The organism is Allobosea sp. R86505 (genome assembly GCF_042466375.1).
Taxonomy (GTDB): Bacteria; Pseudomonadota; Alphaproteobacteria; order Rhizobiales; family Beijerinckiaceae; genus Allobosea.
On sequence record NZ_JAXHPY010000001.1, the window covers coordinates 670,724 to 694,367 of the forward strand.

The following is a 23,644-nucleotide window of genomic DNA, read 5'->3' on the forward strand; positions in this document are numbered from 1 at the left end:
ACGTCGCGTTAACAGCCGAAACGGTATGTGTCGGAGACAACGCTCCGGCATGTCCCGGCCCCAGCCGCGCAAGAACGGTATGGCCACAGCCGGATCCGAGGCGGCGGCCGTGGGGACCTCAGCGCCATGCGCGTGACACATTTTCTGATCTGCACCATCGCGGCCGGTGGCGCCGCCATCCTGGCGAGCGGCTTCGTCGCCTATCAACAGATGCGCTCGCTCTCGACGGCGCAGGAGACGCGCAGCCTCGTCGCGGCCTCCGAGGCGGTCAGCCGCGTGATCGAGCGGGCCGCGATCGAGCGCGGCGCCATCACGCAGGTGATCCTGGCCGCCGATCCGGACGGCAAGATTGCCGCCGCGGCCGCCCAGGCCGCGCGCGAGACCGATGCGCGCGTCACCCAGATGCAGGCCAGCTTCGCCGAGACCGGCTTCGCGCAACGCCAGGAGCTCGCCGGCCCCGTCTCGCAGATCGGCCCGCGTCTCGTCGAGGCGCGCCGACTCGCGGCAGCGGAAGCCGCCAAGGCCCTGCAGCAGCGCGATCCCAAGGCCGCCCCGGCCTTCAGCGCCACCGTCCTTGATCTCCTGAACCAGCAGACGGCCCTGCAGCGCCAGATCGGCGCGCGCATCGGCGATCTCAACCCCGAGGTCAGCAACACCGTCTCGCTCGGCGAATTCGCCACGACGATGCGCGAGGCGGCAGGCAGCCGCTCGGTCCATTTCACGCAATATGTCGGCAGCGGCGTGAAGATGACGCCGACGGCGGTGTCGTTGGTCGACCGGCTCAGCGGTCGCATCGACCAGCTCTGGGTGCTGATCGATCAGGCCGTCGCCCGGATGGAGGTGACGCCGCAGCTCAAGGCGGCGCTGGCGACCGTCCAAACCGGCTTCCGCGTCGAGGAAGCCAAGACCTATCGCGCCCTGTACGAGGCCGCCCGTGACGGCACCCCCGCCGGCATGAGCCTGGCCGACTGGCGGGCCTGGACGCAGGCGTCGCTGGCCACGATCCTGAAGATGCGCGACGCGGCCTATCAGCAGGCCACGGTCGAGATCGACGGCGTGGTGGCGATGGCCCGCTGGCAGCTCGCCCTCTCGCTCCTCGCGATCCTCGCCGTCACAGGCATCGTCGTCGCCGTGGTGTTCCTGTTCAACCGTGGCGTGGTCCAGCCGCTCGGAAAGCTCGCCGACTCCGTCGGCCTCATGCTGTCGGGCGCCGACGATGCGCGGATTCCGGCGAAGGTCGGCATGGTCGAGATCGATGCCATCAGCCATGCGCTCGGCGATTTCCAGGCGAATATCCAGCGCATCCGGGCGCTCGAACAACAGGAGCAGGCCGCTGCGGCGGCTCGCCTCGCCCGGGCCCAGTCGATGGAAGCGGTCGTCTCGGATGTCGGGGAGGTCGTGGCGGCGGCCGCCGCGGGCGATTTCTCGGCGCGCCTGCAGATCGACCAGGCCGACGAGCAGATGCAGAAGCTCGTCGCCGGCATCAACGAGATCAATGCCGTGGTCGATTCCGCCACCAGCGAGTTCGCCCGCGCGCTGTCGGCGGTCGCCGGCGGCGACCTGACGGTACGGGTCGATGCCGCCTATCGTGGCAAGTTCGCCGAGCTCAAGGGCGCGATCAACGACACCGTCGAGCGGCTCTCCTCGACGGTGAAGACGATCCAGGTCACCTCGGCGGATGTCGGGCTGGCCGCCCGCGAGATCAACACGGGGGCCGACGACCTCTCCAAGCGCACCGAGGAGCAGGCCTCCTCGCTGGAAGAGACCGCGGCCACTACCGAAGAGCTCGCGGCCTCGGTCAAGGCCTCGGCCCAGGCCTCGCGCGACGCCGCCGCGATCGCCGACGAGGCGATGAGGGCGGCGCAGACCGGCGGCGCCATCGCTGGCCAGGCCGTCGACGCCATGGCCCGTATCGAGGACGCCTCGACCAAGATCTCCGACATCATCCGCGTCATCGACGACATCGCCTTCCAGACCAATCTGCTCGCGCTGAACGCGGCGGTGGAAGCGGCCCGGGCCGGCGATGCCGGCAAGGGCTTCGCGGTCGTCGCCTCCGAGGTCCGTACGCTCGCCCAGCGCTCCGGCGAGGCGGCCAAGGACATCTCGGCCCTGATCTCCTCCTCCAACAGCGAGGTCGGCGAGGGCGTGAAGCTCGTGCGCCAGGCCGGAGAGGCGCTGGAGCAGATCCTCAGCGCCTCGCGCAAGGTCGCCGCCACCATCGCCGACATCTCCGCCGCCTCGGGCGAGCAGGCCAACGGCATCGACGAGATGAGCCAGGCGGTGGCCCATCTCGACGAGATGACCCAGCAGAACGCCGCGCTCGCCGAACAGAGCGCAGCCTCCGCCGGTTCGCTCGCCAACCGCATCGGACAGCTCAACGACCTCGTCGCAGCGTTCAGGACCGGGCCGGAGGGTCTCTCCGGCTCTGGCGCGGTGTTGGCCTCGACCGAGCCTGCGCGCCTGCGCCATCTCGCCGAAGCCGCGTTCTCACAGCCCAAGGCGCAGCCGCCGCGCCCCGCACCCCGACCCGCTGCACCCAAACCTCAGGCTTCGGCAGCGGCACCCGTTCCAGCCCCGGCCAAAAAGGTCGCCAACAGCCGCGCCGGCGACTCCGGCTGGGAAGAGTTCTGAACGAAGCGGTCAGCCCTTCCCCGTGAGGGGACGGGCTGCGTCGAAGAAGCCGGCCCAGAGATCGGCCGGCGGCCCCTCCCTGAGCAGGGTCGCGGCATCGAAGGCATCGGGAGCGGTGGTCGCCAGATCGGTCCAGTCGATGGGCACAGCCACCGGCGCGCCGGGACGGGCCCGCGTCGAATAAGGCGCGATCGCCGTCGCGCCGCGACCGTTGCGCAGATAATCGACGAAGATCTTGCCCTTGCGGGCCTTCTTCGACAGCGTCGCGGTGAAGCGCGTCGGCTCGCTGCCGGCCAGGGCCTGTGCGAAATCCCGCGCGAAGCCTTTGACCCGGTCCCAGCCATCCCGCGGCCGCAGCGGCATCACGACGTGATAGCCCTTGCCTCCGGACGTCTTGAGCAGGCTCTCGAACCCGATCTCGCGCAGGCGGTCGCGCACGGTCAACGCCGCCTCGCGGACGGCCTCCAGCGGCACGCCGGGATCGGGATCGAGATCGAAGATGATCTGGTCCGGTGTTTCGACGGCCTCGACCGTCACGCCCCAGAGATGGATCTCGACCGTGCCAAGCTGGACCAGCGCCGCCAGCCCGTCGAAATCGCGAATGAAGAGCAGCTCCTCGCCGTCCTTGTCCTTCATGCGGTGGACCGCCTCGGGCATGCCCGGCATGGCGTGCTTCTGGAAGAAGGAATGCCCCTCGATGCCGTTGGGCGCGCGGACGAGGCTGAGCGGCCGCTCGATCACATGCGGCGCCATCACCGGCCAGATCGTCGCGTAGTAGTCGAGCAAATCCTGTTTGGTGAAGCCGATATCGGGCCAGAGCGGTTTGTCGGGGCTGCTGAGCTTGATCGAGGTCGTCGCCTTCGCGACAGCTGCTGAGCCAGCGGCTTTCGCCGGCTTACGCTTCGCTTTCGCCGGCCCGCCCCCCGAGCGGGCCTTCGACTTCGGGGCCGGCGCTTCGCTCTCCAGCACCTCCGCCGGCTGTTCCGCCACCACATCCTGGGCCGGCTTGTCCTCGCGCAAGCCGAGGAAACTGGCATGGCGCAGCGTCTTCGAGCCCGTCCAGGCGCCGAACTCGACTTCGGCGACGAGTTCGGGCTTCACCCAGACGATGCCCTTTTCGCGGCCGGGCGGGCCTTCAAAGGACGATATCTCGCTCCGGAGCGCGTCGAGGCGCTGCTTCAGCGCGGCCGCGGAAGCGCGGGTGAAGCCGGTCCCGACGCGTCCCGCAGGCTTCAGCACCCCGTCCTCATGATAGGCCGCGAGGATCGAGCCCAGTTCGCGGCCCGAGCCCCTGGAGGGCACATAGCCGGCGATGACGAATTCCTGCCGCAGCGTGCATTTCGACTTCACCCAGTCGCGGCCGCGGCCGCTGCGATAGGGCGCGTCGGCGCGCTTGGAGATAACCCCTTCGAGCCCCATCCGGCAGGCGTGGCGCAGCATGGTCTGGCCCGGCTCGATGAAATGCTCGCTGTAGCGCAGGGAGCCGGACTCCTCGGCCCCGCGCAGCAGATCCACGAGCCGCTCCTTGCGGGCGAGCAGCGGATCGGTGCGCAGATCCTGCCCGTCGAGATGCAGCAAGTCGAAGGCGTAGAAGACCAGCGCCCCGGGGCGCCCCTCCGACAGCGCCTGCTGCAGGGCGCCGAAGGAGGAGACGCCGCTCTCGCCGAGGGCGACCACCTCGCCGTCGATCAGCGCCGCCTCGCAGGGCAGCCTGGCGAGCGCCTCGGACAGCGTCGCGCCGAAGCGGTCGGTCCAGTCCAGCCCCGAGCGGGTCAGGAGACGCACCGTGCCGTTCTCGACCCGGGCCTGCAGGCGGTAGCCGTCGAACTTGACCTCGTGAAGCCAACGCTCGCCGGCCGGAGGCTTCTCCTGCAGCGTCGCCAGGCAGGGCGGTACGAAATCCGGCAGGGCATCGCGCTGCGGCGCCTTGGGAGCGGTCTTGCGACCTGTTTTCGGAGCTGTGTTGGACTTCGCGGCCCGTGAGGCCTTCGGGCTCGGCCCGGTCTGGAGCTGCCGGCCGGCTTCGCTGACGTCGTTCGTGCCCGGCCGCTTCGTCTTGCCCCAGACCTTCGGCTCTGACGCCTGGTCGGCGGCGATGTCCTCGATGCTCAGGCCCGAGGCGACGGAGTTCGGTGCGGTTTCGAGAATATCCTCGTTATGCCTCGCGGCGGCATCGTCGACCTTGATCAGCAGCCAGTTGTCGCGCTTCTCGCCGCGGCGCGGCTTCAGGCGCACGAGATGCCATTGCCCGGCGAGCTTGTGGCCCTCCAGCATGAAGGAGAGATGGCCCTTGTGAAGGCCGAAGGCGGGATCGCCCTCCGGGACCCAGCGGCCCTCGTCCCAGACGATCACGGAGCCGGCACCGTACTGCCCCTCGGGGATCGTGCCTTCGAAGCTGCCATAGTCGAGCGGGTGATCCTCGACATGGACCGCGAGCCGCTTTTCGTCGGGGTCGAGGCTCGGCCCGCGCGTCACCGCCCAGGACCAGAGCACGCCGTCATGCTCGAGCCGGAGATCGTAATGCAGGCGCCGGGCGGCGTGCTTGTGAATCACGAAGGCGCCGCCATCGGCCTTGCGGGCCTGAGCCTTGGCCGCCCGACTGGGCCCGGCCGTCCCTTGCGGCTCGCTGGTGCGGGTGAAGTCCCGTTTTGCGCGATAGACGTCGAGGCCGCCCATTCACCCCTCCCAGGACCTCAGGCGCTCTTCTTGGCCTTGGCGGGCTTGGCAGGAGATTTGGCGCGCGCCGCGGATTTCGGTGTCGACGAGCCGGAGGCCGTGGCCTTCTTGCCCCTGGAAGCCGCGGGCTCGTCTCCACCGGCCTCGTCGTCCCCGGCCAGACTCTTCTTCAGCGCGTCGAACAGGTTGACGACATTGGCGGGCCGCTCGGCCGCCTGCACCACGGGCGGCTTCTTGCCCTTCTGCTTGGCCTGGATCAGCTCCAGCAGGGCACTCTCATAGCGGTCCTCGAAGCCCGAGGGGTCGAAGGCGGCCTGCTTCTTATCGATGATGTGGGTGGCGAGGTCGATCAGCTCGGAATCGATCTTCGGCTTGCCCAGATCGCCGAAGATCTCGTCGGGCTTCCGCACGGTCTTGTCGTAGCGCAGCGTCGTCAGCAGCAGCCCCTTGTCAAAGGGCTCGATCATCACGGGCCGCTCGCGCCGATAGAGCACGATGCGGGCGATACCGGCCTTCTTCTGCCGCGCCATCGCCTCGCGGATCACGGCGAAGGCCTCCTCCGAGACCTCGTCGGAGGGCGTGACGTAATAGGGCGTGTCGAAATAGATCTGCAGGATGTCGGCGCGGTCGACGAAATGCTCGATCGAGAGGGTGTGCGAGGATTCGATCTGGACGGCGTCGATCTCCTCCTCCTCGATCAGCAGATACTCGTCATCGCCGATCTCGTAGCCTTTGACCTCGTCATCATCCTCGACCGGCTTGCCGGTGACCCCGTCGACATAATGACGTTTCACGGTGTTGCCGGTCTTGCGGTTGATGATGCGGAACGAGACCTTCTCGCTGTGGTCGGTTGTGCCGGTCAACTCGACGGCGCAGGAGACGAGCGAGAGCTTGAGATAGCCTTTCCAGGCGGGCCGCGGCGCCATCAGGCGGCCCTCGCCGCGAGATGCGGCCGGCGGGAGAGCGCATCCGCGCGGACGAGATCCTCGCGCGAGGGGGCCGGAACGGGATCCTCGAGGATGGCAAGCAGCACCTCGCGGTCGATCTGGCCGCTGGCGACGACGGCGGCGAGCGCCTCGCGCGTTTGGCGTTCCGCCCGCAGCTGCGCGGCCAGCGCGGTGATGAGGCGATCCTTGTCCGAATTCCGCATGACGCAACACCTGCTGTTGGACCCGACTCCTGCAACGGCCGGCCGCATCACAGGTTCCGGCCGGAACGCTGGCATTTGCCGCCATTTCGTGTATACCGCCGCCAACCGGCCTTCTCGGCCGGCTGCGCGACCCCTCCGCGATGAGGCGGATCGCGGGCTTCGGACCCTGCTGGACGACATCCCGGCTGGCGCCCGCCAGATCAACACCCAACCGAAGGATCACACGATGTCGATCACTGCCGAGCGCAAGACCGCGCTCATGAAAGAGCATGCCACCAAGCCGAACGACACCGGCTCGCCGGAAGTCCAGGTCGCGATCCTCACCGAGCGCATCAACAACCTGACCGGCCACTTCAAGTCGCACACCAAGGACAACCACTCCCGTCGTGGCCTGCTCAAGATGGTCTCGCAGCGTCGTTCGCTGCTCGACTACCTCAAGAGCAAGAGCGAGCCGCGCTACCGCTCGCTGATCGAAAAGCTCGGCATCCGCCGCTGATCGACCGCTGACGCCAACGCCCGGTGCGGTTCCGCTCCGGGCGCTTTCGTTAAAGGGGCTCGCCGCAATGGTGCGGCACAAGCCCCTCTCCAACGCGGCAGCCGCATGGGGCGGCCTGCCGCATGACCCGCCGGGCGCCTCTCGCCCATGGCAGGATCGCCGAGCGCTCGGGCGCGGATCGTGACCGTCCGGAACCGAGCGCTTCGCCGTCTTGCCCATGGGCTTGGGACGCGAAGGCGGGTCGCATCCGATCCGAAAGAAAATCCATGTTCGATGTCCAGACCGAAGAACTGATGTGGGGCGGGCGCAAGCTCGTGCTCGAGACCGGCAAGATCGCCCGCCAGGCCGACGCCGCCGTGCTCGCCACCTATGGCGAGACCGTCGTGCTCGCGACCGTCGTCTCCGCCAAATCGCCGAAGCCGGGGATCGATTTCTTCCCGCTGACCGTGAACTACCAGGAAAAGACCTTCGCCGCCGGCCGCATTCCGGGTGGCTATTTCAAGCGCGAAGGCCGCCCGACCGAGAAGGAGACGCTGGTCTCGCGCCTGATCGACCGGCCGATCCGCCCGCTCTTCGTCGAGGGCTACCGCAACGAGACGCAGGTCGTCTGCACCGTGCTGCAGCATGATCTCGAAAACGACCCCGACATCGTCGCGATGGTCGCCGCCTCCGCCGCCCTGACCCTCTCGGGCGTGCCCTTCACCGGCCCGGTCGGTGCCGCCCGCGTCGGCTATTTCGACGGCGCCTACAAGCTCAACCCGCTGGTCGACGAGATCAAGGAATTGCAGCTCGACCTCGTCGTCGCCGGCACGCCCGACGCCGTCCTGATGGTCGAGTCGGAGGCCAAGCAGCTCTCCGAGGAGATCATGCTCGGCGCCGTGATGTTCGGCCACAAGCATTTCCAGCCGGTGATCGACGCGATCATCCGCCTGGCCGAGAAGGCCGCCAAGGAGCCGCGCGACTACACGCCGGCCGACAACTCCGTCGTGCTCGACGCCGTGCTCAAGCTGGTCGACGCCGACATCCGCGCCGCCTACCAGATCCGCACCAAGGCCGAGCGCTACAAGGCTCTCGATGCCGCCAAGGCCAAGGTCGCCTCGCTGATCTCGGAGACCCCGGACGGCGTCACGACCTTCACCAAGGAGCAGGTCGGCAGCCAGTTCAAGGAGGCGCAGGCCAAGGTCGTGCGCTGGATGATCCTGGACGACAGCGTCCGCATCGACGGCCGCGACCTCAAGACGGTCCGCAAGATCGTCGCCGAGGCCGGCATCCTGCCGCGCACCCACGGCTCGGCCCTGTTCACCCGCGGCGAGACGCAGGCGCTGGTCGTGACCACGCTGGGCACCGGCGACGACGAGCAGTTCATCGACTCGCTGGAAGGCACCTACAAGGAGACCTTCCTGCTGCACTACAACTTCCCCCCCTATTCGGTGGGTGAAGCCGGCCGCATGGGCTCGCCCGGCCGCCGCGAAATCGGCCATGGCAAGCTCGCCTGGCGCGCCATCCGGCCGATGCTGCCGGCGAAGTCGGAGTTCCCCTACACGATCCGCGTCGTCTCGGAGATCACCGAGTCGAACGGCTCCTCCTCGATGGCCACCGTCTGCGGCACCTCGCTGGCGCTGATGGATGCCGGCGTGCCGCTGAAGGCTCCCGTCGCGGGCATCGCCATGGGCCTGATCCTGGAAGGCGAGCGCTTTGCGGTGCTCTCCGACATCCTGGGTGACGAGGACCATCTCGGCGACATGGACTTCAAGGTCGCCGGCACCGCCGAGGGCATCACCTCGCTGCAGATGGACATCAAGATCGCCGGCATCACCGAGGAGATCATGAAGGTCGCCCTCGACCAGGCCAAGGGCGGTCGCGACCACATCCTCGACGAGATGAACAAGGCGTTGTCGACCGCGCGCGGCCAGCTCGGCGAGTATGCCCCGCGCATCGAGACGATGAAGATCCCGGTCGACAAGATCCGCGAAGTCATCGGCTCCGGCGGCAAGGTCATCCGCGAGATCGTCGAGAAGACCGGCGCGAAGGTCAACATCGAGGACGACGGCACCATCAAGATCGCCTCGGCCGACGGCAAGTCGATCGAAGCCGCGATCAAGTGGATCAAGTCGATCGTCTCCGAGGCCGAGCCGGGCATGATCTATGACGGCACGGTCGTGAAGATCATGGAGTTCGGCGCCTTCGTGAACTTCTTCGGCGCCAAGGACGGCCTGGTCCATATCTCGGAGCTGGCCGCGGCCCGCGTCCAGAAAGTCTCGGACGTCGTCAAGGAAGGCGACAAGGTCAAGGTCAAGTTCCTCGGCCAGGACGAGCGCGGCAAGATCCGCCTCTCGATGAAGGTCGTCGACCAGGAGACCGGCGAGGACCTCACCGAGAAGCTCAAGGCGCAGCGCGACGCCGAGAAGAGCCGCGAGAAGCAGTCGGCCGAGTGATCTGCCGCCTGTGAGGCGATGAGCTTCACGTGAAACAACAGACGCCCCGCATCAGACGATGCGGGGCGTTTTTGTATGGCCTATTATCGCCGCCAGCCCCGGTGAGGCGATTTAGTTGGGCCTTGCTCGACAGCGGCCGGCTTCATGAGGCGCTGTCATTCGCCAGTGGTTCCACAATCAGGACACAGGAGCGGTCAGACATGACGAATCTCGGAAAAATCCAAGCGTTCTTCGCCGCCTATGCAGCAAAGGATGTCGCAGCGGTCGCCGAAGTGATGGCCCCCGACATCATCTGGCGCATTCCCGGACACCATCCTCTTTCGGGCGAAAAGCGCGGAATCGACGAGGTGCTCGCGTTCTTCGATCAGCTCGCGCGGGCGAACTTTAAAGCAGAGCCTGTGATGGTCGCCGAGCAGGGTGATTTCGTGGTCGATCATCATCGTGGGTGGAGCGATGCCGGTGAGGGTATCGATATGACCTGGTGCCTCGTGTTCAGGTTTTCCGACGGTCTGATCCAGGAGGTGACGAACTTCTGTGCAGATCAGCATCATGCAGACCTCTTCTTCTGGTCCGTCTACGATCTCAAGCCGATTCCTGATCGGTTGGCATGAGGGGGCTCGACCAGCCACCGCGCGATCAGCCATTCGGTCAGACTTTCGCATCGCACCCGATCCGGAGCCAGACATGAACACCCACGCGATCACCTCTGCCGAGCAGTTGCTGGCGCTGTATCTCAACCCGGTCGCGCCGGCCTCGATCGCCAAGGAGATCGACCATGTCGATGCGAACTATGCCGCGCTGATCGCGGCCTCTCCGTTTTTCGTGCTCGCGACCAACGGTCCGGACGGGCTGGATTGTTCACCGCGCGGGGATCAGCCGGGCTTCGTCACGGTCCGGGACGCGAAAACGCTGCTGATTCCCGACCGAAGAGGCAATAACCGTCTGGATTCGTTGAAGAATATCCTGTTCGATCCGCGAATCGGAATGCTCTTCCTGATCCCCGGTTACGGCGAGACCCTGCGCGTCAACGGAGTCGCGGCCCTCTCCGGCGACCCAGAGTTGTGCGAGCGCTTCGAGATGGCCGGAAAGCTCCCGGCCTGCGTCATCGTGGTCACGGTGGAGAGCGTCTACTTCCAGTGCTCGCGCGCGGTCGTCCGGGCGGAGTTGTGGAACGCCGAGCGGCATGTCGACCGCAGCAGCGTGCCGAGCGCGGGCACCATCCTGCGCGACATCACGGCGCGGAATGCCGCGGTCGAAACGTTCGATGGCGAGGCTTACGACAAGGCGCTGCCCGAGCGGGTCCGGGCGACGCTGTATTGAGGGGCGCGGGATCCCCTCTCCTGTAAGGAGAGGGGTAGGGGTGAGGTGTCGACCCTTGGACCCGTTTACGCGGCATGCGTCAGAGAAACGGCTGTGAGGTGGCGCCAAGGCGTCAAACGGCCGACCCCTCACCCTACCCTCTCCCTACGGGAGAGGGTTCCCCGCGCTGGACTCGCAGCGCGGCCGAGCTTTCACAAAAGCCCTTCGTTCCCCGCGAGCACCTTCAGGTTCACGTCCGGCCGGGCGCCGACATGGCTGATGATCTCGGCCGCGGCGAGGGCACCGAGCCGCAGCGAATCGCGGACCTCACGACCCGAGGTCAGGCCGAAGAGGAAGCCGGCGGCGAAGAGATCGCCCGCGCCGGTGGCATCGACGAGGCGCTCGATCGGGAAGACCGGCTCCTCGATGACGCCCTCGGGCGTGACCGCCAGCGCGCCCTTCTCCGAGCGGGTGACGACGGCGAGGATGTTCTCCTGCCGCAGCGCCGCCAGCGCGTCCTCGAAGGCGGAGGCCTGGTAGAGGCTCTTCAGCTCGTGCTCGTTGGCGAAGACGATATCGACCATGCGGTTGCGGATGAGCCCGACGAATTCGTCGCGGTAGCGGTCGACGCAGAAGGAGTCCGACAGGGTGATCGCGACCTTGCCACCGGCCTTGTGGGCGATCTCGGAGGCCTTGCGGAAGGCGTCCTTGGCGGCCGGCGGATCCCAGAGATAGCCCTCGAGATAGATGATGTCGGCATTCTCGATCGCCTTGGCATCGACATCAGCGACGCCGAGCCCCTGGCAGGCGCCGAGATAAGTGTTCATCGTGCGCTCGCCGTCGGGCGTGACGATGATGAAGGAACGCGCGGTGGCGGGGCCTTCGGTCGCCGCCGGGGTATCGAAGGCGACGCCGAGCGAGGTCAGGTCGTGGCGGTAGAGCTTGCCGAGTTCGTCGGCCTTGACCTTGCCGATGAAGGCGCCCTTGCCGCCGAAGGAGGCGAGGCCGGCGATGGTGTTGGCGGCCGAGCCCCCCGAGATGACCTTGCCGGGCCCCATGGCGGCATAAAGCGATTCAGCGCGGGCCTCGTCGATCAGGGCCATCGCGCCCTTGGTGAGGCCGTGTTTCGCCAGGAAATCCTCTTCCGCCGCCGCGATGACGTCGACGATGGCGTTGCCGAGAGCGAGAACGTCGGTGCGCGTGCTGGTCATGAGAAGCCCGTTGTTGTTCGTAAAATGGGGAATTTCGGAAGGGAAATCGGGTGTGTGGCGGGGCCTGTCGCATCCATGGCGATGCGGGTCAAGCCGCGCCCCGGGGGCGGCCGCGCCTTGCGAGGGCTTCGTCCAGAACCGTCGAGAGGCGAGCGAGGTCGTCGGCGTCGAGCTCGCCGATGTCGCGGGCGAGCCGGTTCGCCACCAGGGTCGCCTCGGGCTCGAGGCCGGCGGTGTCGATCACGACGCGCGGATGGGAGAGATCAGCGAGCCGAACCAGTTCGTCCGCCTCGTCCCAGATCACACCGAGCACATGGATGACGCCCTGGATCAGGGTGAAGGTCGGGCGGCCACGCTTGCCGTGCTCGAGGGCCGAGAGATAGGCCGGGGTGACGCCGAGCACGCTCGCCATCTCGGCCAGGGTCATCCCACGTTGCTCCCGCAGCGCGCGCACACGCTGTCCGAACGGGGTCACGGCCCGGCCTCGCGGGCGCGACGCAGCCGCACATAAAGAGCGCCGGAGCCGCCATGGCGCTGCTGCGCTTCCTCGAAGCCGACGACGAGCGGGCGCAAGTCCGGCAATCGCAGCCAGTGCGGCACGACCCGGCGCAGCACGCCGCGCTCGTCACCGAACAGCGACGTGCCGGCCGCGCCCTTGCCCGTGACGACCAGCGCCAGACGGGTGCCGCGTCCCTGCTCGCGGCGCAGGAAGGCGCGCAGAGCCATGTGCGCCTCGTCCTGCCGCATGCCGTGAAGATCGATGACGGCCTCGACACCCTGCTGGCCGCGCCGGAGCTGCGTCCGCAGGCGGTTTTCGAGCGGAGCCAGCGGCGGCGGCGGGGCGGGCTTGGCGGCGGATGGACGCCCCGGGACGACACCCGCTGCGGGCTGCGGTTCTTCGGCGACGATCTGCGGCACCGCCGGCAGCGGTTCCGGTTCGACCGGCGCCCGGCCCGGCAGCGGCGTCACGGAGCGCGCGACCTGGCGCCAGAGCGCGAGATCGGCCTCCGACAATGTCCGCCCCCGCCGCGACCGCATGCTTAAGGCCCGGGATCGCGCGGCCAGAGGATGATGAAGTCGACGGGGTGGCGGATCAGCCCGGCGCGGTGGCCGGCCGCAGCCCCGGAGCCGACGAAAAGATCGAGCCGCGCCGGGCCCAGAATGGCCGATCCGGTGTCCTGCGCCAGCATCAGGCGCGCCAGCCGCTCCTCGCCACCGGCTTCACCCGGCACCGTCGCGTCGATCCACACCGGCAGGCCATAGGGCCAGATGCCGCGGTCGATGGCGATGCTGCGCAGCGGCGTCAGCGGCAGGCCCGCTCCCCCGATCGGCCCGCTTTCGGGCGGCAGGTCGTCACGGCGGGCGAAGAAGACGAAGGAGCGGTTCAGCCGGATCAGGTCGCGGGCGAAATCGGCATCGGCCTTCAGCCGCGCGATCAGCCGGTCCATCGTCATCTGCGCGGGCGGGATGGCCTCGCGCTGCTTCAGGACGCGGCCGAGCGAGGTATAGGCATGGCCGTTGCGGCCGGCATAGACCAGCCGCGTCACGCTTCCGTCGGGCAGGCGGATACGGCCCGAGCCCTGGACCTGCAGCACGAAGCGATCGACGGGATCGCGCATCCAAAGGATTTCAAGGCCACGCCCATCCAGCGCGCCGGTCTCGATCGCCGTGCGATCCGGAAAAGGCTCGAACCCTTTGTCCGTTCGGCGGGCAGCCGACAATCCGGCATCGAGGCCGGGCCAGTCGTCTCCGGGCATGCGGGTGACCAGCTCCGGCGGGCGGCCATAGAGCGGCGTCGGGAACGCCGCCGAGCGGGTCAGCGAGCCCTCGAATTCCGGCTCGAAATAGCCAGTCATGAAGCCGGTCGCTCCCGGTGCGGAGCGGATCCGCCAGAAGCCGAACTGCGTCTCGAAGAACTGCCTGGCCGCCGCGGCACTGACCGGACCGGCGGCCTGGAGACGCCGGGCCTGGGCGCAAGCGGAAAGGAGGGCAGCAGGAACGGGAACGGCCGCGCGCAGAGGCGGCTCAGCCTGGCAGCCTGCAGCGAAGAGCGAGAGGACGATGCGGTGATCGTCTCCGGCCCAGCCCGGCACTTGAGCAGGCGTCAGAGCCTCGGCCAGGGAGCCTTGCGGGAGAGGTGGAGCCGTTGTGGCCATCGCGGTCAGGGGTGTCGCGCAGGCCGCGAGGAGCGCCAGTGCGAGACCGGCGCCACGGATCACGCCGCGGATTCGGTCGCGACCAGGAGCCAGTTGGGGTCGCGGCTTCCGAGTTGGCGCGAGAAGGTCCAGATGTCGTTGACCTCGGAGACCGCCTCGGCGCTGCCGTCGACGACCGTGCCCTGGGCGTCGCGCGTCACGCTGATCAGCTGCGAGACGAAGGCGATGGTGACCTGGGCGGTCTTGCCCTTGACGTCGACCGCGGTGATGTCGGCCTTGTCGATCGAGACGAAGCTGGACTCGGCCTTTTCGCCGCGCTTCTCGCGATCGGTGATCGCCTGCTCGAAGCCCTCATAGACCTCCTTGGCGAGCAGCCCTTTCAGCATCTTGCGGTCGCCGCGGGCGAATGCGGTGACGATCGTCTCGTAGGCGGCCTTGGCGCCGCCGAGGAACTCGCGCGGATCGAAGCCCGGCTCCAGCTTGATGATGCCCTCGATGCCGGCGAGGATGGGCGAGCCTTCCGGCGCGATGTCCTTGAAGCGGTCGGCCACGGGTGCGGCCGCGGCCGGATCATTGGCGGCGCCGGGCAGACGGATGACGTTGTCGCGACGCGCATCGGCGGGCGCGGCCTGGTCGGGCCGAACCGGCGGCGTCTCGCGGCGGGAAAACGGATCGGTCGGCGGCTGCTCGCTGCCGGTCTTCTGGCCGAGCACGGAGCGCAACTTCCAGGCGACGAAAACGGCCAGAGCCAGGAAGACCAGAGTCGTCATGTCGAAGGAATTTTGCATCGAAAGCTGACCTGAGGCTCCAGTCGTATTGCAGGACCAGCATCTCCGCGTGGGAGCGCCGTCACGCGTCATATGGTGACCTAGGCTCGTAACATCCACCCCCCTGCTTGTGAAGGCGAGTTCTTGTGCGGCGCTTTGGACCATGATAGCCGACGCCCGCGCCGTTGCGTGAGTGCAGAGCGCAGTCCAAGGCCTCGGACGGGTGCGGACTTCCCGAGACAGCCAGCCAAAAGCGATGGGACCGATGGCCAACGAATTTCCCAACGGCAACGGCAACGGTGCCGCAGACGCAGCGCCGAGCATGAGCGCCCTGATCCAGTACACCAAGGATTTCTCCTTCGAGAACCCGAAGGCGCCGCGTGCGCTCGGCCAGCAGCAGGCCCAGGAAGGCCCGCAGATGTCGCTGCAGGTCAACGTCTCCAGCAGCGCGCTGGGCGAAAACGACTACGAGACCGTGCTTCAGCTCGAGGGCAAGGCCGAGCTCAACGGCGAGATGCTGTTCGCCTTCGATCTCAGCTATGGCGGCGTGTTCCGGCTCCTGAACATTCCGCAGGAGCATATCCATCCCGTGCTCGTGATCGACTGCGCCCGCCTGCTCTTCCCCTTCGCCCGCCAGATCATCGCGGAAGCGGTGCAGGGCGGCGGCTTCCCGCCCTTCTATGTGCCGTCGATCGACTTCGCGGCGCTGTATCAGCAGCGCATGCAGGAGTTCCAGACGCAGCAGGGCGAGCCGCTCGCCTGAGCCGCGACCCATGCCGTGACGACCAAGGGCCCTGCGGGGCCCTTTTTCGTTTGCGCCCTCCGGGTATTCCCGACAGGTTTGCCCTGCCAGGGTGCCCAGCGCTCGCCGCCGCCCCCTGAATCCCGACGGATGGCTGACCGCAGCCCGTCCCATCGAGCCGTGGCCGGAGGACAGATGGACTATCTGATGACGCTCGCCGTCGATCCCGCCGTCTGGGCTGCGCTCGGCGCCCTGATCGCCATGGAGGTCGTCCTCGGCATCGACAACCTGATCTTCATCTCGATCCTGACCAACAAGCTGCCGGAGGAACAGCGCTCGCGCGGGCGCAAGATCGGCATCGGTCTGGCGCTGTTCCTGCGACTCGCTTTGCTCGGCACGGTCGCGATCATCGTGCAGCTGACCGCTCCGATCTTCTCGGTCTTCGGCAAGGCCTTCTCCTGGCGCGACCTGATCCTGATCGGCGGCGGGCTGTTCCTGGTCTGGAAGGCGACCGTCGAAATCCACCACAAGGTCGATCCCAATCACGGGCCGGACGTGTTCGACGGCGGCCGCGCCGCAGCGGTCACCTTCGGCGGCGTGATCTTCCAGATCCTGCTGCTCGACCTGGTCTTCTCGATCGATTCGATCATCACTGCCGTGGGCATGACCGACCACATCCCGGTCATGGTCATCGCGGTCATCGTCGCCGTGCTGGTCATGCTGCTGGCGGCCGACCCGCTGGCGCTGTTCATCGAGCGGAACCCGACCATCGTGATGCTGGCCCTGGGCTTCCTGCTGATGATCGGCGGCATGCTGATCGCGGAGGGCTTCGGCGCCCATGTGCCCAAGGGCTACATCTATGCGGCGATGGCGTTCTCGGCGACGGTGGAGGCGCTCAACATGGCGTCGCGCCGGGCGCTGCGTCGCAAGGGCGACTGAGGAGGCGTCAGGCCTCCTCGGCGATGCCGAGATAGCCGCGCCAGAGCTGGTTCTTGCCGAGCGAGCGGATGAAGGCCTCGTGAGCGGCGATGGCGGCCTCGTCCAGCCGCGGCTTCAGCGGGCGCTGCCGCTGCGGCCGCTCGATCCGGATCGGCGCCAGACCGTTGCCGCCGGCCTCCCCCGCGCCCAGCCCCAGCGACGCCTGCTTGCCGCCGATCAGCTCGATATAGACCTCCGCCAGGATCTCGGCGTCGAGCAGCGCGCCGTGGCGGGTCCGGCGGCTGTTGTCGATACCGTAGCGCGTGCACAGCGCATCGAGGCTGTTGGAGGCGCCCGGATGCTTGCGGCGGGCCATGGAGAGCGTGTCGACGACCAGCGAGGACTCGATCGGCGGACGGCCGATGCGCTGGAACTCCATGTTCAGGAAGCCGACATCGAAGGCGGCGTTGTGGATCACCAGACGCGCGCCGTCGATGAATCCGGCGAACTCGTCGGCGATGGCAGCGAAGACGGGCTGCGGTGCGAGGAAGGCGTCCGACAGGCCGTGGACCTTGAAGGCGCCCTCCGACATCGGCCGTTCGGGATTGATGTATTTGTGGAAGCTGCGCCCGGTCGGGCAGTGGTTGACGAGCTCGACGCAGCCGATCTCGACGACGCGGTCACCGCCCAGTGCCTCGACGCCGGTGGTCTCGGTATCGAGAACGATCTCACGCATGGTCGTCGGTCCACCCTCGCCCGCCCCGGCCCGGACGCCCGGCAAGCGCAGCCAGGATAGACCCGACCTGCCGGCCTGCCGCCACAACGCCGCGCGACGTGTCCACAATGAAATGGGCCCGTGCACGCTTCCGCGCATCCGGCATCTGACGGGCCAGGATGGCGTCGAGCCGCTCGGGGGTCATTCCGGCGCGGGCCAGAACCCGGGCGCGCTGCACCTCGGCCGGCGCGCTCACCACGAGCACCGCGTCGCATCGCCCCTCGCCGCCCGTCTCCAGAAGGAGTGGCACGTCGAGGACGGCGAGGCCTTGCCCTCTCTCCCGGCAGCGGCGCAGGAAGGCCTCCTCCTCCTCGCGCACGAGCGGGTGGATGATCGCCTCCAGCCGCGCCATCGCCTCCGGCTTGCCCAGCACGGCGGCCGAGAGGCGCGGCCGGTCCACCGCGCCGTCGGGGACGGCGTCGGGGAAAGCCGCCGCGATCAGGGGCGCGGCCCGGCCGCGATAGAGCGCATGGACCGTCGCATCGGCATCGTGGACCGGAATGCCGCGCGCCTGGAACAGCCCGGCGGTGGTCGACTTGCCCATGCCGATCGAGCCGGTGAGGCCGAGAATGAAGGTCATGGCGTGCCGCGTCCCGGAGCCCGAGGCGGGCTCGCCCTGCGAATCAGTGGCCGAGGATATCGGCTTCCAGCCGCTCCCGCAGCGCCGGCGTCACGGTCGGCGTCACGCCGAACCAGCGCGAGAAGCCCGGTACCGCCTGGTGCAGGAGCATGCCGAGCCCGTCGACGGGGATGCCGCCGCGGCGCTGCGCCTCGATCAGCAGCGGCGTCTTCAGCGGAACATAGACGATATCGTCGACGATCGTGCCCGGGCGCAGGCGCGCGAGGTCGATCTCCAGCGGCGGCTGGCCGTGCATGCCGAGCGCCGTCGTGTTGATCACCAGATCGGCCTCACCCACGAGCGCGTCCCGCCGTGTCCAGTCGGCCGCTTCGACACCTTTGCCGAGCGCAGCCGCCAGCTCGTCGGCCCGCGCACGGCTGCGGTTGACGAGGATGATCTGGCCGATGCCGCGACCCTTGAGCCCGAAGGCGATGCCGCGGGCGGCGCCGCCGGCGCCCAGCACCAGCGCCGTCCCGACGCGCCCGTCCCAGGCCGGCGCCGTGGCATCGAGATGGGCGAGGAATCCCGAGACGTCGGTGTTGTCGCCGCAGATCCGCTCGCCCTCGCGCCATAGCGTGTTGACCGCGCCGATGGCGCGGGCCGCGTCCGTGGCGTGGTCCACCAGCCCCAGCATCGCCTCCTTGTGGGGGACGGTGACATTGCCGCCGGTGAACTCGCCGGCACGCAGCCTCCCGACGAAGGCCGACAGATCGGCAGGCGCCACATCGACGCGCTCATAGCTGCCAGCAAGGCCATGCTCGGCGAGCCAGCTGCCATGGATGAGCGGCGAGCGCGAATGGGCGACGGGATGGCCGAGGACAAAGCAGCGCGGTGTCATGGATATTGGGACTCAGCGGGCAAGGACGGAGAGATCGCGCAGCGCCGCCAGGACGGGCAGCAGCGGCAGGCCGAGAATGGTGAAATGGTCGCCCTCGATGCGCTCGAAGAGCTGCGCGCCCAGGCCCTCGATCTGGTAGCCGCCGACGCTGGAGAAAGCCGCATCGCCAACCGTGTCGAGATAGGATTCGATGAAGCCCTGCGTCAGCGGGCGCATGGTGAGCCTGGCGGCCTGGTGACCTTCGGCCAGCACCTTGCCACCCCGCACCAGCGCGAAGGCGCTGTGCAGCTCATGATCGCGGCCGGCCAGAGCGGCGATCTGCCGCGCCGCCGCAGCACGGTCCGCCGGCTTGTGAAAGGCCTCGCCCGCGCAGGCCAGCGTCTGGTCGGCTCCCAGCACCAGCCTGTCCGGCTGCAGCGCCGAGACAGCCGAGGCCTTGGCGACGGCGAGGGCCCGAGCGATCCGCGCCGGGGATTCCCCGGCGGCGCGCAAGGGCGTTTCGACCGCCCGCTCGTCGACCGACGGCTTCGCTGTCTCCACGGGGATGCCAGCGGCCCTCAGCATGTCGCGCCGGGTGAGGCTGCCCGAGGCCAGCACCAACGGTTGCGGTGAGAGCCAGAGGCCCGAGGCCGCGATCATGTCGCGATGAACTTCATGCGGTGGTCGCGCAGCAGATCGAGGATCGAGGCTGCCGTCTCCTCGATCGAGCGACGGGTCACGTCGATCACCGGCCAACCCTTGCGGGCACAGAGCCGGCGCGACTGGGCGACCTCGTCGGCCACCGAGGCGGGATCGACATAGGGCGTCTCGTCGTCGGCCCGGAGCGACAGAAGCCGGTTCTGGCGGATCTGGACGATGCGATCGGGGCTGGCGACGAGGCCGACGATGAGCGGCTTGCGGACATGCTCGAGCTCGGCGGGCAGTGCCACGTTCGGCACCAGCGGGATGTTGGCGGTCTTTATGCCGCGATTGGCGAGGTAGATCGAGGTCGGCGTCTTCGAGGTCCGGCTGATGCCGACCAGGATGATGTCGGCACTCTCGAGATCGCCGCCGAGCTGGCCGTCATCATGCAGCAGCGTGTAGTTCATCGCGTCGATGCGGCGGAAATACTCGGCATTGAGAACGTGCTGTGCGCCCGGCTTCGGGGCCGAGGCCTGGCCGAGATAGGACTGGAAGAGCGCCAGCACCGGGTTGAGCACCGACAGGCAAGGGCAGCCCAGCTCGCGGCAGAAATTCTCCAGCCGCTGCGACCATTCCGGCTCGACCAGGGTGTAGAGCACGACGCCCGGCGAGGCCTCGATCTCCGCCAGGACGCGGGCGAGCTGCGCTTCCGAGCGGACCAGCGGATAGACGTGCTCGATCGCGGACACCGATTCGTACTGGGCCGCGGCGGCGCGGCTGACGGCGATGAGGGTTTCGCCGGTCGCGTCCGACACCAGGTGGAGATGAAAGTAATTGCGGTGCACGGGGCTCCCCGGGGCCATGACGCGGTCAGCCACCTCTAGCCCGGCGGGCCGCCAAAGCAAATCCGCAGGACCTTCCGGCGGTCCGGCCAGCGACAGGGACAGCGCGCTCGTGGTCGCGGGTTACCTGGGGAGCAATGTGGACAAATCGGCGCCCGGAGAGCGGCGGCGTTAAGGTCTGTATAACCCTAATGATTCGTTAACAGGCCAGGGGCTGTGGGGCGTGGTGGCAGTGTTTCACGTGAATCATTTTGGCGCGCCGATGGGCGGTCGCGATTCGCACGGGTTAACAAACCGTTAACGCTAGCCGGGTGGACAGCGCGCCTCGCCTGCCTCAGGCTGGACACCTGTGGACAGGTTGTGGATCGGATTGCGTCGGGCTATCTGCCCCCATCCAAGAGTCAAAAAAGAAGATTCTCTCTCTAGAAATCTATTTAAGAGAGATGGGGGATGGATCGCCGATGAGCCTCACGACGCATGCCGAGCCTGCCTTCCTGCGGGCCCTTTCCGGACAGACCCTGGCGACGCCTCCGATCTGGATGATGCGCCAGGCCGGGCGCTATCTGCCCGAGTACCGCGCACTCCGGGCCAAGGCCGGGAGTTTCCTCGGCCTCTGCTACAATCCCGAATGGGCCGCCGAGGTCACGCTTCAGCCGATCCGGCGCTTCGGCTTCGATGCCGCGATCCTGTTCTCCGACATTCTCGTGGTGCCGCAGGCGCTGGGACAGAAGCTCTGGTTCGTCGAGGGTGAAGGTCCCCGGCTCGAGCCCGTCGCCGACCGAGACAGGCTTGCCGAGATCGACAGGCAGGCGGGGCTTTCCGTGCTCGACCCCGTCATCGAGACGGTGCGTCGTGTCCGCGCTTCGCTGCCGAAGGAGACGGCCTTCATCGGGTTCTGTGGTGCGCCCTGGACGGTGGCGACCTATATGGTCGCGGGCCGCGGCACGCCCGACCAGGGGCCTGCGAAGGAGCTCTTCACCCGCGATGAAGCGCTGTTCCGGCTGATGATCGACCGGATCGTCGCGACCTCGATCGATTATCTCTGTGCCCAGATCGAGGCCGGGGTCGATGCCGTGCAGATCTTCGACAGCTGGGCGGGTTCGCTGGGCGGGGCGGATTTCGAGCGCTGGTGCATCGCGCCGACGCGGCGCATCGTCGACGGTGTGCGGGCGCGGCACCCGAAGGCGAGGATCATCGGCTTCCCGCGAGGGGCGGGGCGGTTGATCCCGGCCTATGTGCACGGGACGGGCGTCGATGCCGTCGGCCTGGAATCGGAGATCGATCGTGGGTTCGCCCGCGACGAGATCCAGTCGCTCGTGCCCGTCCAGGGCAATCTCGATCCGCTGGTGCTGCGTGCCGGTGGTCCGGAGTTGGATCGCGAGATCGCGGCCGTGCTGGAAGCCTTCGGCAAGGGGCCCTTCGTCTTCAATCTCGGGCACGGCATTCTGCCGGACACCCCGATCGCGCATGTCGAGCGGCTGCTGGCCGCGGTGCGTGGCTGACCGCAGCGGGCATGACGGAGCGCGTTCGCGATGTATGAGTGGCTGAAGGCGGTCCATGTCCTGGCGGTGATCTCCTGGATGGCCGGGATGCTCTATCTCCCGCGGCTAATGGTCTACCATGTCGATGCCGAGCCGGGTTCGGCCCAGTCCGAGACTTTCAAGGTCATGGAACGGCGGCTGCTCAAGGGGATCATGAACCCCGCGATGATCGTGACCTGGGTGCTGGGGCTCTACCTCGCCTGGGATGCGTTCGCCTTCAAAGGCGGCTGGCTGCACGGCAAGATCCTGCTGGTCGTGCTGCTCTCGGGCGTCCATGGCTATCTCGTCGGGCGGGTCCGCGACTTCGCCAATGATCGCAACACCAAGTCGGGCCGCTTCTACCGGATCATCAACGAGGTGCCGGCGGTGCTGATGGTTGGCATCGTCATTCTCGTCATCGTCAAGCCGTTCTGAGGCCGATGCGGTTTGCCGCTTGAGCCGGACGGCGTTTCCGGCTATCAGACGGTACGCTTCTCCAGCGTTCTCCCTGTTGTCGATGGTTCGTGAGCCGACTGCCCTGGCAGCCGCTCGTGGCGCTCAACCCCAGCGCCGTCCGTCCGGGCCTGTCGTTCATTTCCTTACCGTCCTGGTCCCGGCCGCCTGAGCCGAGACATTTTCGATCCGGGTGCCCCATGCGGGAAATCAAACTCCAAGACCTCAAGGTCAAGTCTCCGACCGAACTCCTCGCCTTCTCGGAGGGGCTCGAGGTCGAGAACGCCAGCACCATGCGCAAGCAGGAACTGATGTTCGCGATCCTGAAGCAACTCGCCGCCCGGGAAACCGAGATCCTCGGCGAGGGTGTGGTCGAGGTCCTGCCTGACGGTTTCGGCTTCCTGCGGTCGCCCGACTCGAACTACCTGCCGGGTCCCGACGACATCTATGTCTCGCCGACGCAGATCCGGAAATTCGGCCTGCGCACCGGTGACACCGTCGAAGGTCCCATCCGCAGCCCGAAGGACGGCGAGCGCTACTTCGCCCTGCTCAAGGTCAACACGATCAATTTCGAGGATCCCGAGCGGATCAAGCACAAGATCAATTTCGACAATCTGACGCCGCTCTATCCCGACGAGCGACTGAAGCTGGAGGTCGCGGAGCCCGCCAAGAAGGATTTCTCGGCCCGCGTCATCGACATCGTCGCCCCGATCGGCAAGGGCCAGCGCGCCCTGATCGTCGCGCCGCCGCGTACCGGCAAGACCGTCCTGCTGCAGAACATCGCGCAGTCGATCACGACCAACCACCCGGAATGCTACCTGATCGTCCTGCTGATCGACGAGCGGCCGGAAGAGGTCACGGACATGCAGCGCTCGGTGAAGGGCGAGGTCGTGTCCTCGACCTTCGACGAGCCGGCGACGCGCCACGTCCAGGTCGCCGAGATGGTCATCGAGAAGGCCAAGCGCCTGGTCGAACATGGCCGCGACGTCGTGATCCTGCTGGACTCGATCACCCGCCTCGGCCGCGCCTACAACACGGTCGTCCCCTCCTCCGGCAAGGTGCTGACCGGCGGTGTCGACGCCAACGCGCTGCAGCGGCCCAAGCGCTTCTTCGGCGCGGCCCGCAACATCGAGGAAGGCGGCTCGCTGACCATCGTCGCCACCGCGCTGATCGACACCGGCAGCCGCATGGACGAGGTCATCTTCGAGGAGTTCAAGGGCACTGGTAACTCGGAAATCGTGCTCGACCGCAAGGTTTCCGACAAGCGCATCTTCCCGGCGATCGACATCCTCAAATCGGGCACCCGCAAGGAAGAGCTCATCACGCCGAAGGATGTCCTGGCCAAGACCTACGTCCTACGCCGCATCCTCAACCCGATGGGCCCGCAGGATGCGATCGAGTTCCTGATGGACAAGCTGCGCCAGACCAAACAGAACGCCGACTTCTTCGACTCGATGAACACCTGATCCACCGGCGCCGATCGATTCGCGTCCGT

23 protein-coding genes are annotated in these 23,644 nt (G+C 67.7%); 10 read left to right on the forward strand and 13 right to left on the reverse strand.

Translation table 11 applies throughout. The annotated features are described in order from the left end of the window. Positions 1–126: 126 nt before the first annotated feature. Positions 127–2,631 carry a methyl-accepting chemotaxis protein gene (locus tag SJY11_RS03190; protein WP_376985005.1) on the forward strand — a complete coding sequence of 835 codons (2,505 nt, stop codon included), beginning with the start codon at positions 127–129 and terminating at the stop codon, positions 2,629–2,631. Positions 2,632–2,640: 9 nt separating this feature from the next. On the opposite strand, the gene ligD is transcribed toward SJY11_RS03190, so the two are convergent. From ligD to SJY11_RS03205, 3 genes are read right to left on the reverse strand one after another with little or no spacing between them, the layout of a single operon-like run. Next, a complete protein-coding gene (gene ligD / locus SJY11_RS03195) occupies positions 2,641–5,307 on the reverse strand; it encodes a DNA ligase D (protein WP_376985006.1) in 2,667 nt (888 codons plus the stop codon). Between the two features lie 17 nt (positions 5,308–5,324). Further along, positions 5,325–6,233, reverse strand: coding sequence for a non-homologous end joining protein Ku (gene ku, locus SJY11_RS03200; RefSeq protein ID WP_376985007.1), 909 nt, complete (start codon positions 6,231–6,233; stop codon positions 5,325–5,327). Then, positions 6,233–6,457 (reverse strand): hypothetical protein, encoded by a 225-nt coding sequence (locus SJY11_RS03205; protein WP_376985008.1) that lies wholly within the window; start codon positions 6,455–6,457, stop codon positions 6,233–6,235. Before SJY11_RS03205 ends, ku begins: the two co-directional genes overlap by 1 nt. A 226-nt stretch (positions 6,458–6,683) precedes the next feature. On the opposite strand from SJY11_RS03205, the gene rpsO reads away from it, so the two are divergent. The 4 genes from rpsO (at position 6,684) to SJY11_RS03225 (ending at position 10,708) form a co-directional block, all read left to right on the forward strand. Then, complete coding sequence (rpsO, locus tag SJY11_RS03210; RefSeq protein ID WP_069053202.1) at positions 6,684–6,953, forward strand: 30S ribosomal protein S15; 270 nt, start codon at positions 6,684–6,686, stop codon at positions 6,951–6,953. Positions 6,954–7,219: 266 nt separating this feature from the next. Beyond that, positions 7,220–9,388 carry a polyribonucleotide nucleotidyltransferase gene (gene pnp, locus SJY11_RS03215; RefSeq protein ID WP_376985010.1) on the forward strand — a complete coding sequence of 723 codons (2,169 nt, stop codon included), beginning with the start codon at positions 7,220–7,222 and terminating at the stop codon, positions 9,386–9,388. A 200-nt stretch (positions 9,389–9,588) separates the two neighbouring features. After that, complete coding sequence (locus SJY11_RS03220; protein ID WP_376985011.1) at positions 9,589–9,999, forward strand: nuclear transport factor 2 family protein; 411 nt, start codon at positions 9,589–9,591, stop codon at positions 9,997–9,999. Between the two features lie 73 nt (positions 10,000–10,072). Then, on the forward strand, positions 10,073–10,708 hold the full coding sequence (locus SJY11_RS03225) for a pyridoxamine 5'-phosphate oxidase family protein (RefSeq protein ID WP_376989238.1): 636 nt from the start codon (positions 10,073–10,075) through the stop codon (positions 10,706–10,708). A gap of 191 nt (positions 10,709–10,899) precedes the next feature. Here the strand turns inward: SJY11_RS03225 and SJY11_RS03230 are convergent, their stop codons facing one another. The 5 genes from SJY11_RS03230 to SJY11_RS03250 form a co-directional block, all read right to left on the reverse strand. Continuing rightward, positions 10,900–11,898: an adenosine kinase gene (locus tag SJY11_RS03230; protein WP_376985012.1), complete on the reverse strand. Its 999-nt coding sequence runs from the start codon at positions 11,896–11,898 to the stop codon at positions 10,900–10,902. Positions 11,899–11,986: 88 nt separating this feature from the next. Beyond that, entirely contained in the window at positions 11,987–12,373 is a 387-nt protein-coding gene (locus SJY11_RS03235; RefSeq protein WP_376985013.1) for a helix-turn-helix domain-containing protein, read from the reverse strand. Then, entirely contained in the window at positions 12,370–12,936 is a 567-nt protein-coding gene (locus SJY11_RS03240) for a Smr/MutS family protein (RefSeq protein ID WP_376985014.1), read from the reverse strand. The genes SJY11_RS03235 and SJY11_RS03240 overlap by 4 nt, the downstream gene beginning before the upstream one ends. Positions 12,937–12,938: 2 nt before the next feature. Further along, a complete protein-coding gene (gene mltA, locus SJY11_RS03245) occupies positions 12,939–14,117 on the reverse strand; it encodes a murein transglycosylase A (RefSeq protein ID WP_376985016.1) in 1,179 nt (392 codons plus the stop codon). Continuing rightward, positions 14,114–14,842: a Tim44/TimA family putative adaptor protein gene (locus SJY11_RS03250; RefSeq protein WP_326905586.1), complete on the reverse strand. Its 729-nt coding sequence runs from the start codon at positions 14,840–14,842 to the stop codon at positions 14,114–14,116. Before SJY11_RS03250 ends, mltA begins: the two co-directional genes overlap by 4 nt. Positions 14,843–15,086: 244 nt before the next feature. On the opposite strand from SJY11_RS03250, the gene secB reads away from it, so the two are divergent. After that, on the forward strand, positions 15,087–15,584 hold the full coding sequence (gene secB / locus SJY11_RS03255; protein WP_376985018.1) for a protein-export chaperone SecB: 498 nt from the start codon (positions 15,087–15,089) through the stop codon (positions 15,582–15,584). 174 nt (positions 15,585–15,758) lie between these two features. Further along, positions 15,759–16,502, forward strand: coding sequence for a TerC family protein (locus SJY11_RS03260; protein WP_326905588.1), 744 nt, complete (start codon positions 15,759–15,761; stop codon positions 16,500–16,502). A gap of 7 nt (positions 16,503–16,509) precedes the next feature. Here SJY11_RS03260 and dnaQ read toward each other — a convergent pair whose 3' ends face one another. Genes dnaQ through SJY11_RS03285 form a run of 5 tightly spaced genes read right to left on the reverse strand, consistent with a single transcriptional unit; the run spans position 16,510 to position 20,179 of the window. Next, a complete protein-coding gene (dnaQ, locus tag SJY11_RS03265; protein ID WP_376985020.1) occupies positions 16,510–17,217 on the reverse strand; it encodes a DNA polymerase III subunit epsilon in 708 nt (235 codons plus the stop codon). Continuing rightward, the gene (coaE, locus tag SJY11_RS03270) at positions 17,210–17,836 is read right to left on the reverse strand and encodes a dephospho-CoA kinase (protein ID WP_376985021.1); all 627 of its coding nucleotides are present in this window, start codon (positions 17,834–17,836) and stop codon (positions 17,210–17,212) included. Before coaE ends, dnaQ begins: the two co-directional genes overlap by 8 nt. A gap of 43 nt (positions 17,837–17,879) precedes the next feature. Next, positions 17,880–18,713, reverse strand: a complete 834-nt coding sequence (locus SJY11_RS03275; RefSeq protein WP_376985022.1) for a shikimate dehydrogenase — start codon at positions 18,711–18,713, stop codon at positions 17,880–17,882. Positions 18,714–18,725: 12 nt separating this feature from the next. Then, positions 18,726–19,352 carry a Maf family protein gene (locus SJY11_RS03280; protein WP_376985023.1) on the reverse strand — a complete coding sequence of 209 codons (627 nt, stop codon included), beginning with the start codon at positions 19,350–19,352 and terminating at the stop codon, positions 18,726–18,728. Further along, complete coding sequence (locus SJY11_RS03285) at positions 19,349–20,179, reverse strand: pyruvate, water dikinase regulatory protein (RefSeq protein ID WP_376989239.1); 831 nt, start codon at positions 20,177–20,179, stop codon at positions 19,349–19,351. Before SJY11_RS03285 ends, SJY11_RS03280 begins: the two co-directional genes overlap by 4 nt. Before the next feature lie 458 nt (positions 20,180–20,637). On the opposite strand from SJY11_RS03285, the gene hemE reads away from it, so the two are divergent. The 3 genes from hemE (at position 20,638) to rho (ending at position 23,615) form a co-directional block, all read left to right on the forward strand. Continuing rightward, positions 20,638–21,678, forward strand: coding sequence for a uroporphyrinogen decarboxylase (hemE, locus tag SJY11_RS03290; RefSeq protein ID WP_376985024.1), 1,041 nt, complete (start codon positions 20,638–20,640; stop codon positions 21,676–21,678). A gap of 30 nt (positions 21,679–21,708) precedes the next feature. Next, the gene (gene hemJ / locus SJY11_RS03295; RefSeq protein ID WP_376985025.1) at positions 21,709–22,131 is read left to right on the forward strand and encodes a protoporphyrinogen oxidase HemJ; all 423 of its coding nucleotides are present in this window, start codon (positions 21,709–21,711) and stop codon (positions 22,129–22,131) included. A 218-nt stretch (positions 22,132–22,349) separates the two neighbouring features. Then, positions 22,350–23,615, forward strand: a complete 1,266-nt coding sequence (gene rho / locus SJY11_RS03300) for a transcription termination factor Rho (RefSeq protein WP_305691896.1) — start codon at positions 22,350–22,352, stop codon at positions 23,613–23,615. Positions 23,616–23,644 lie beyond the last annotated feature (29 nt).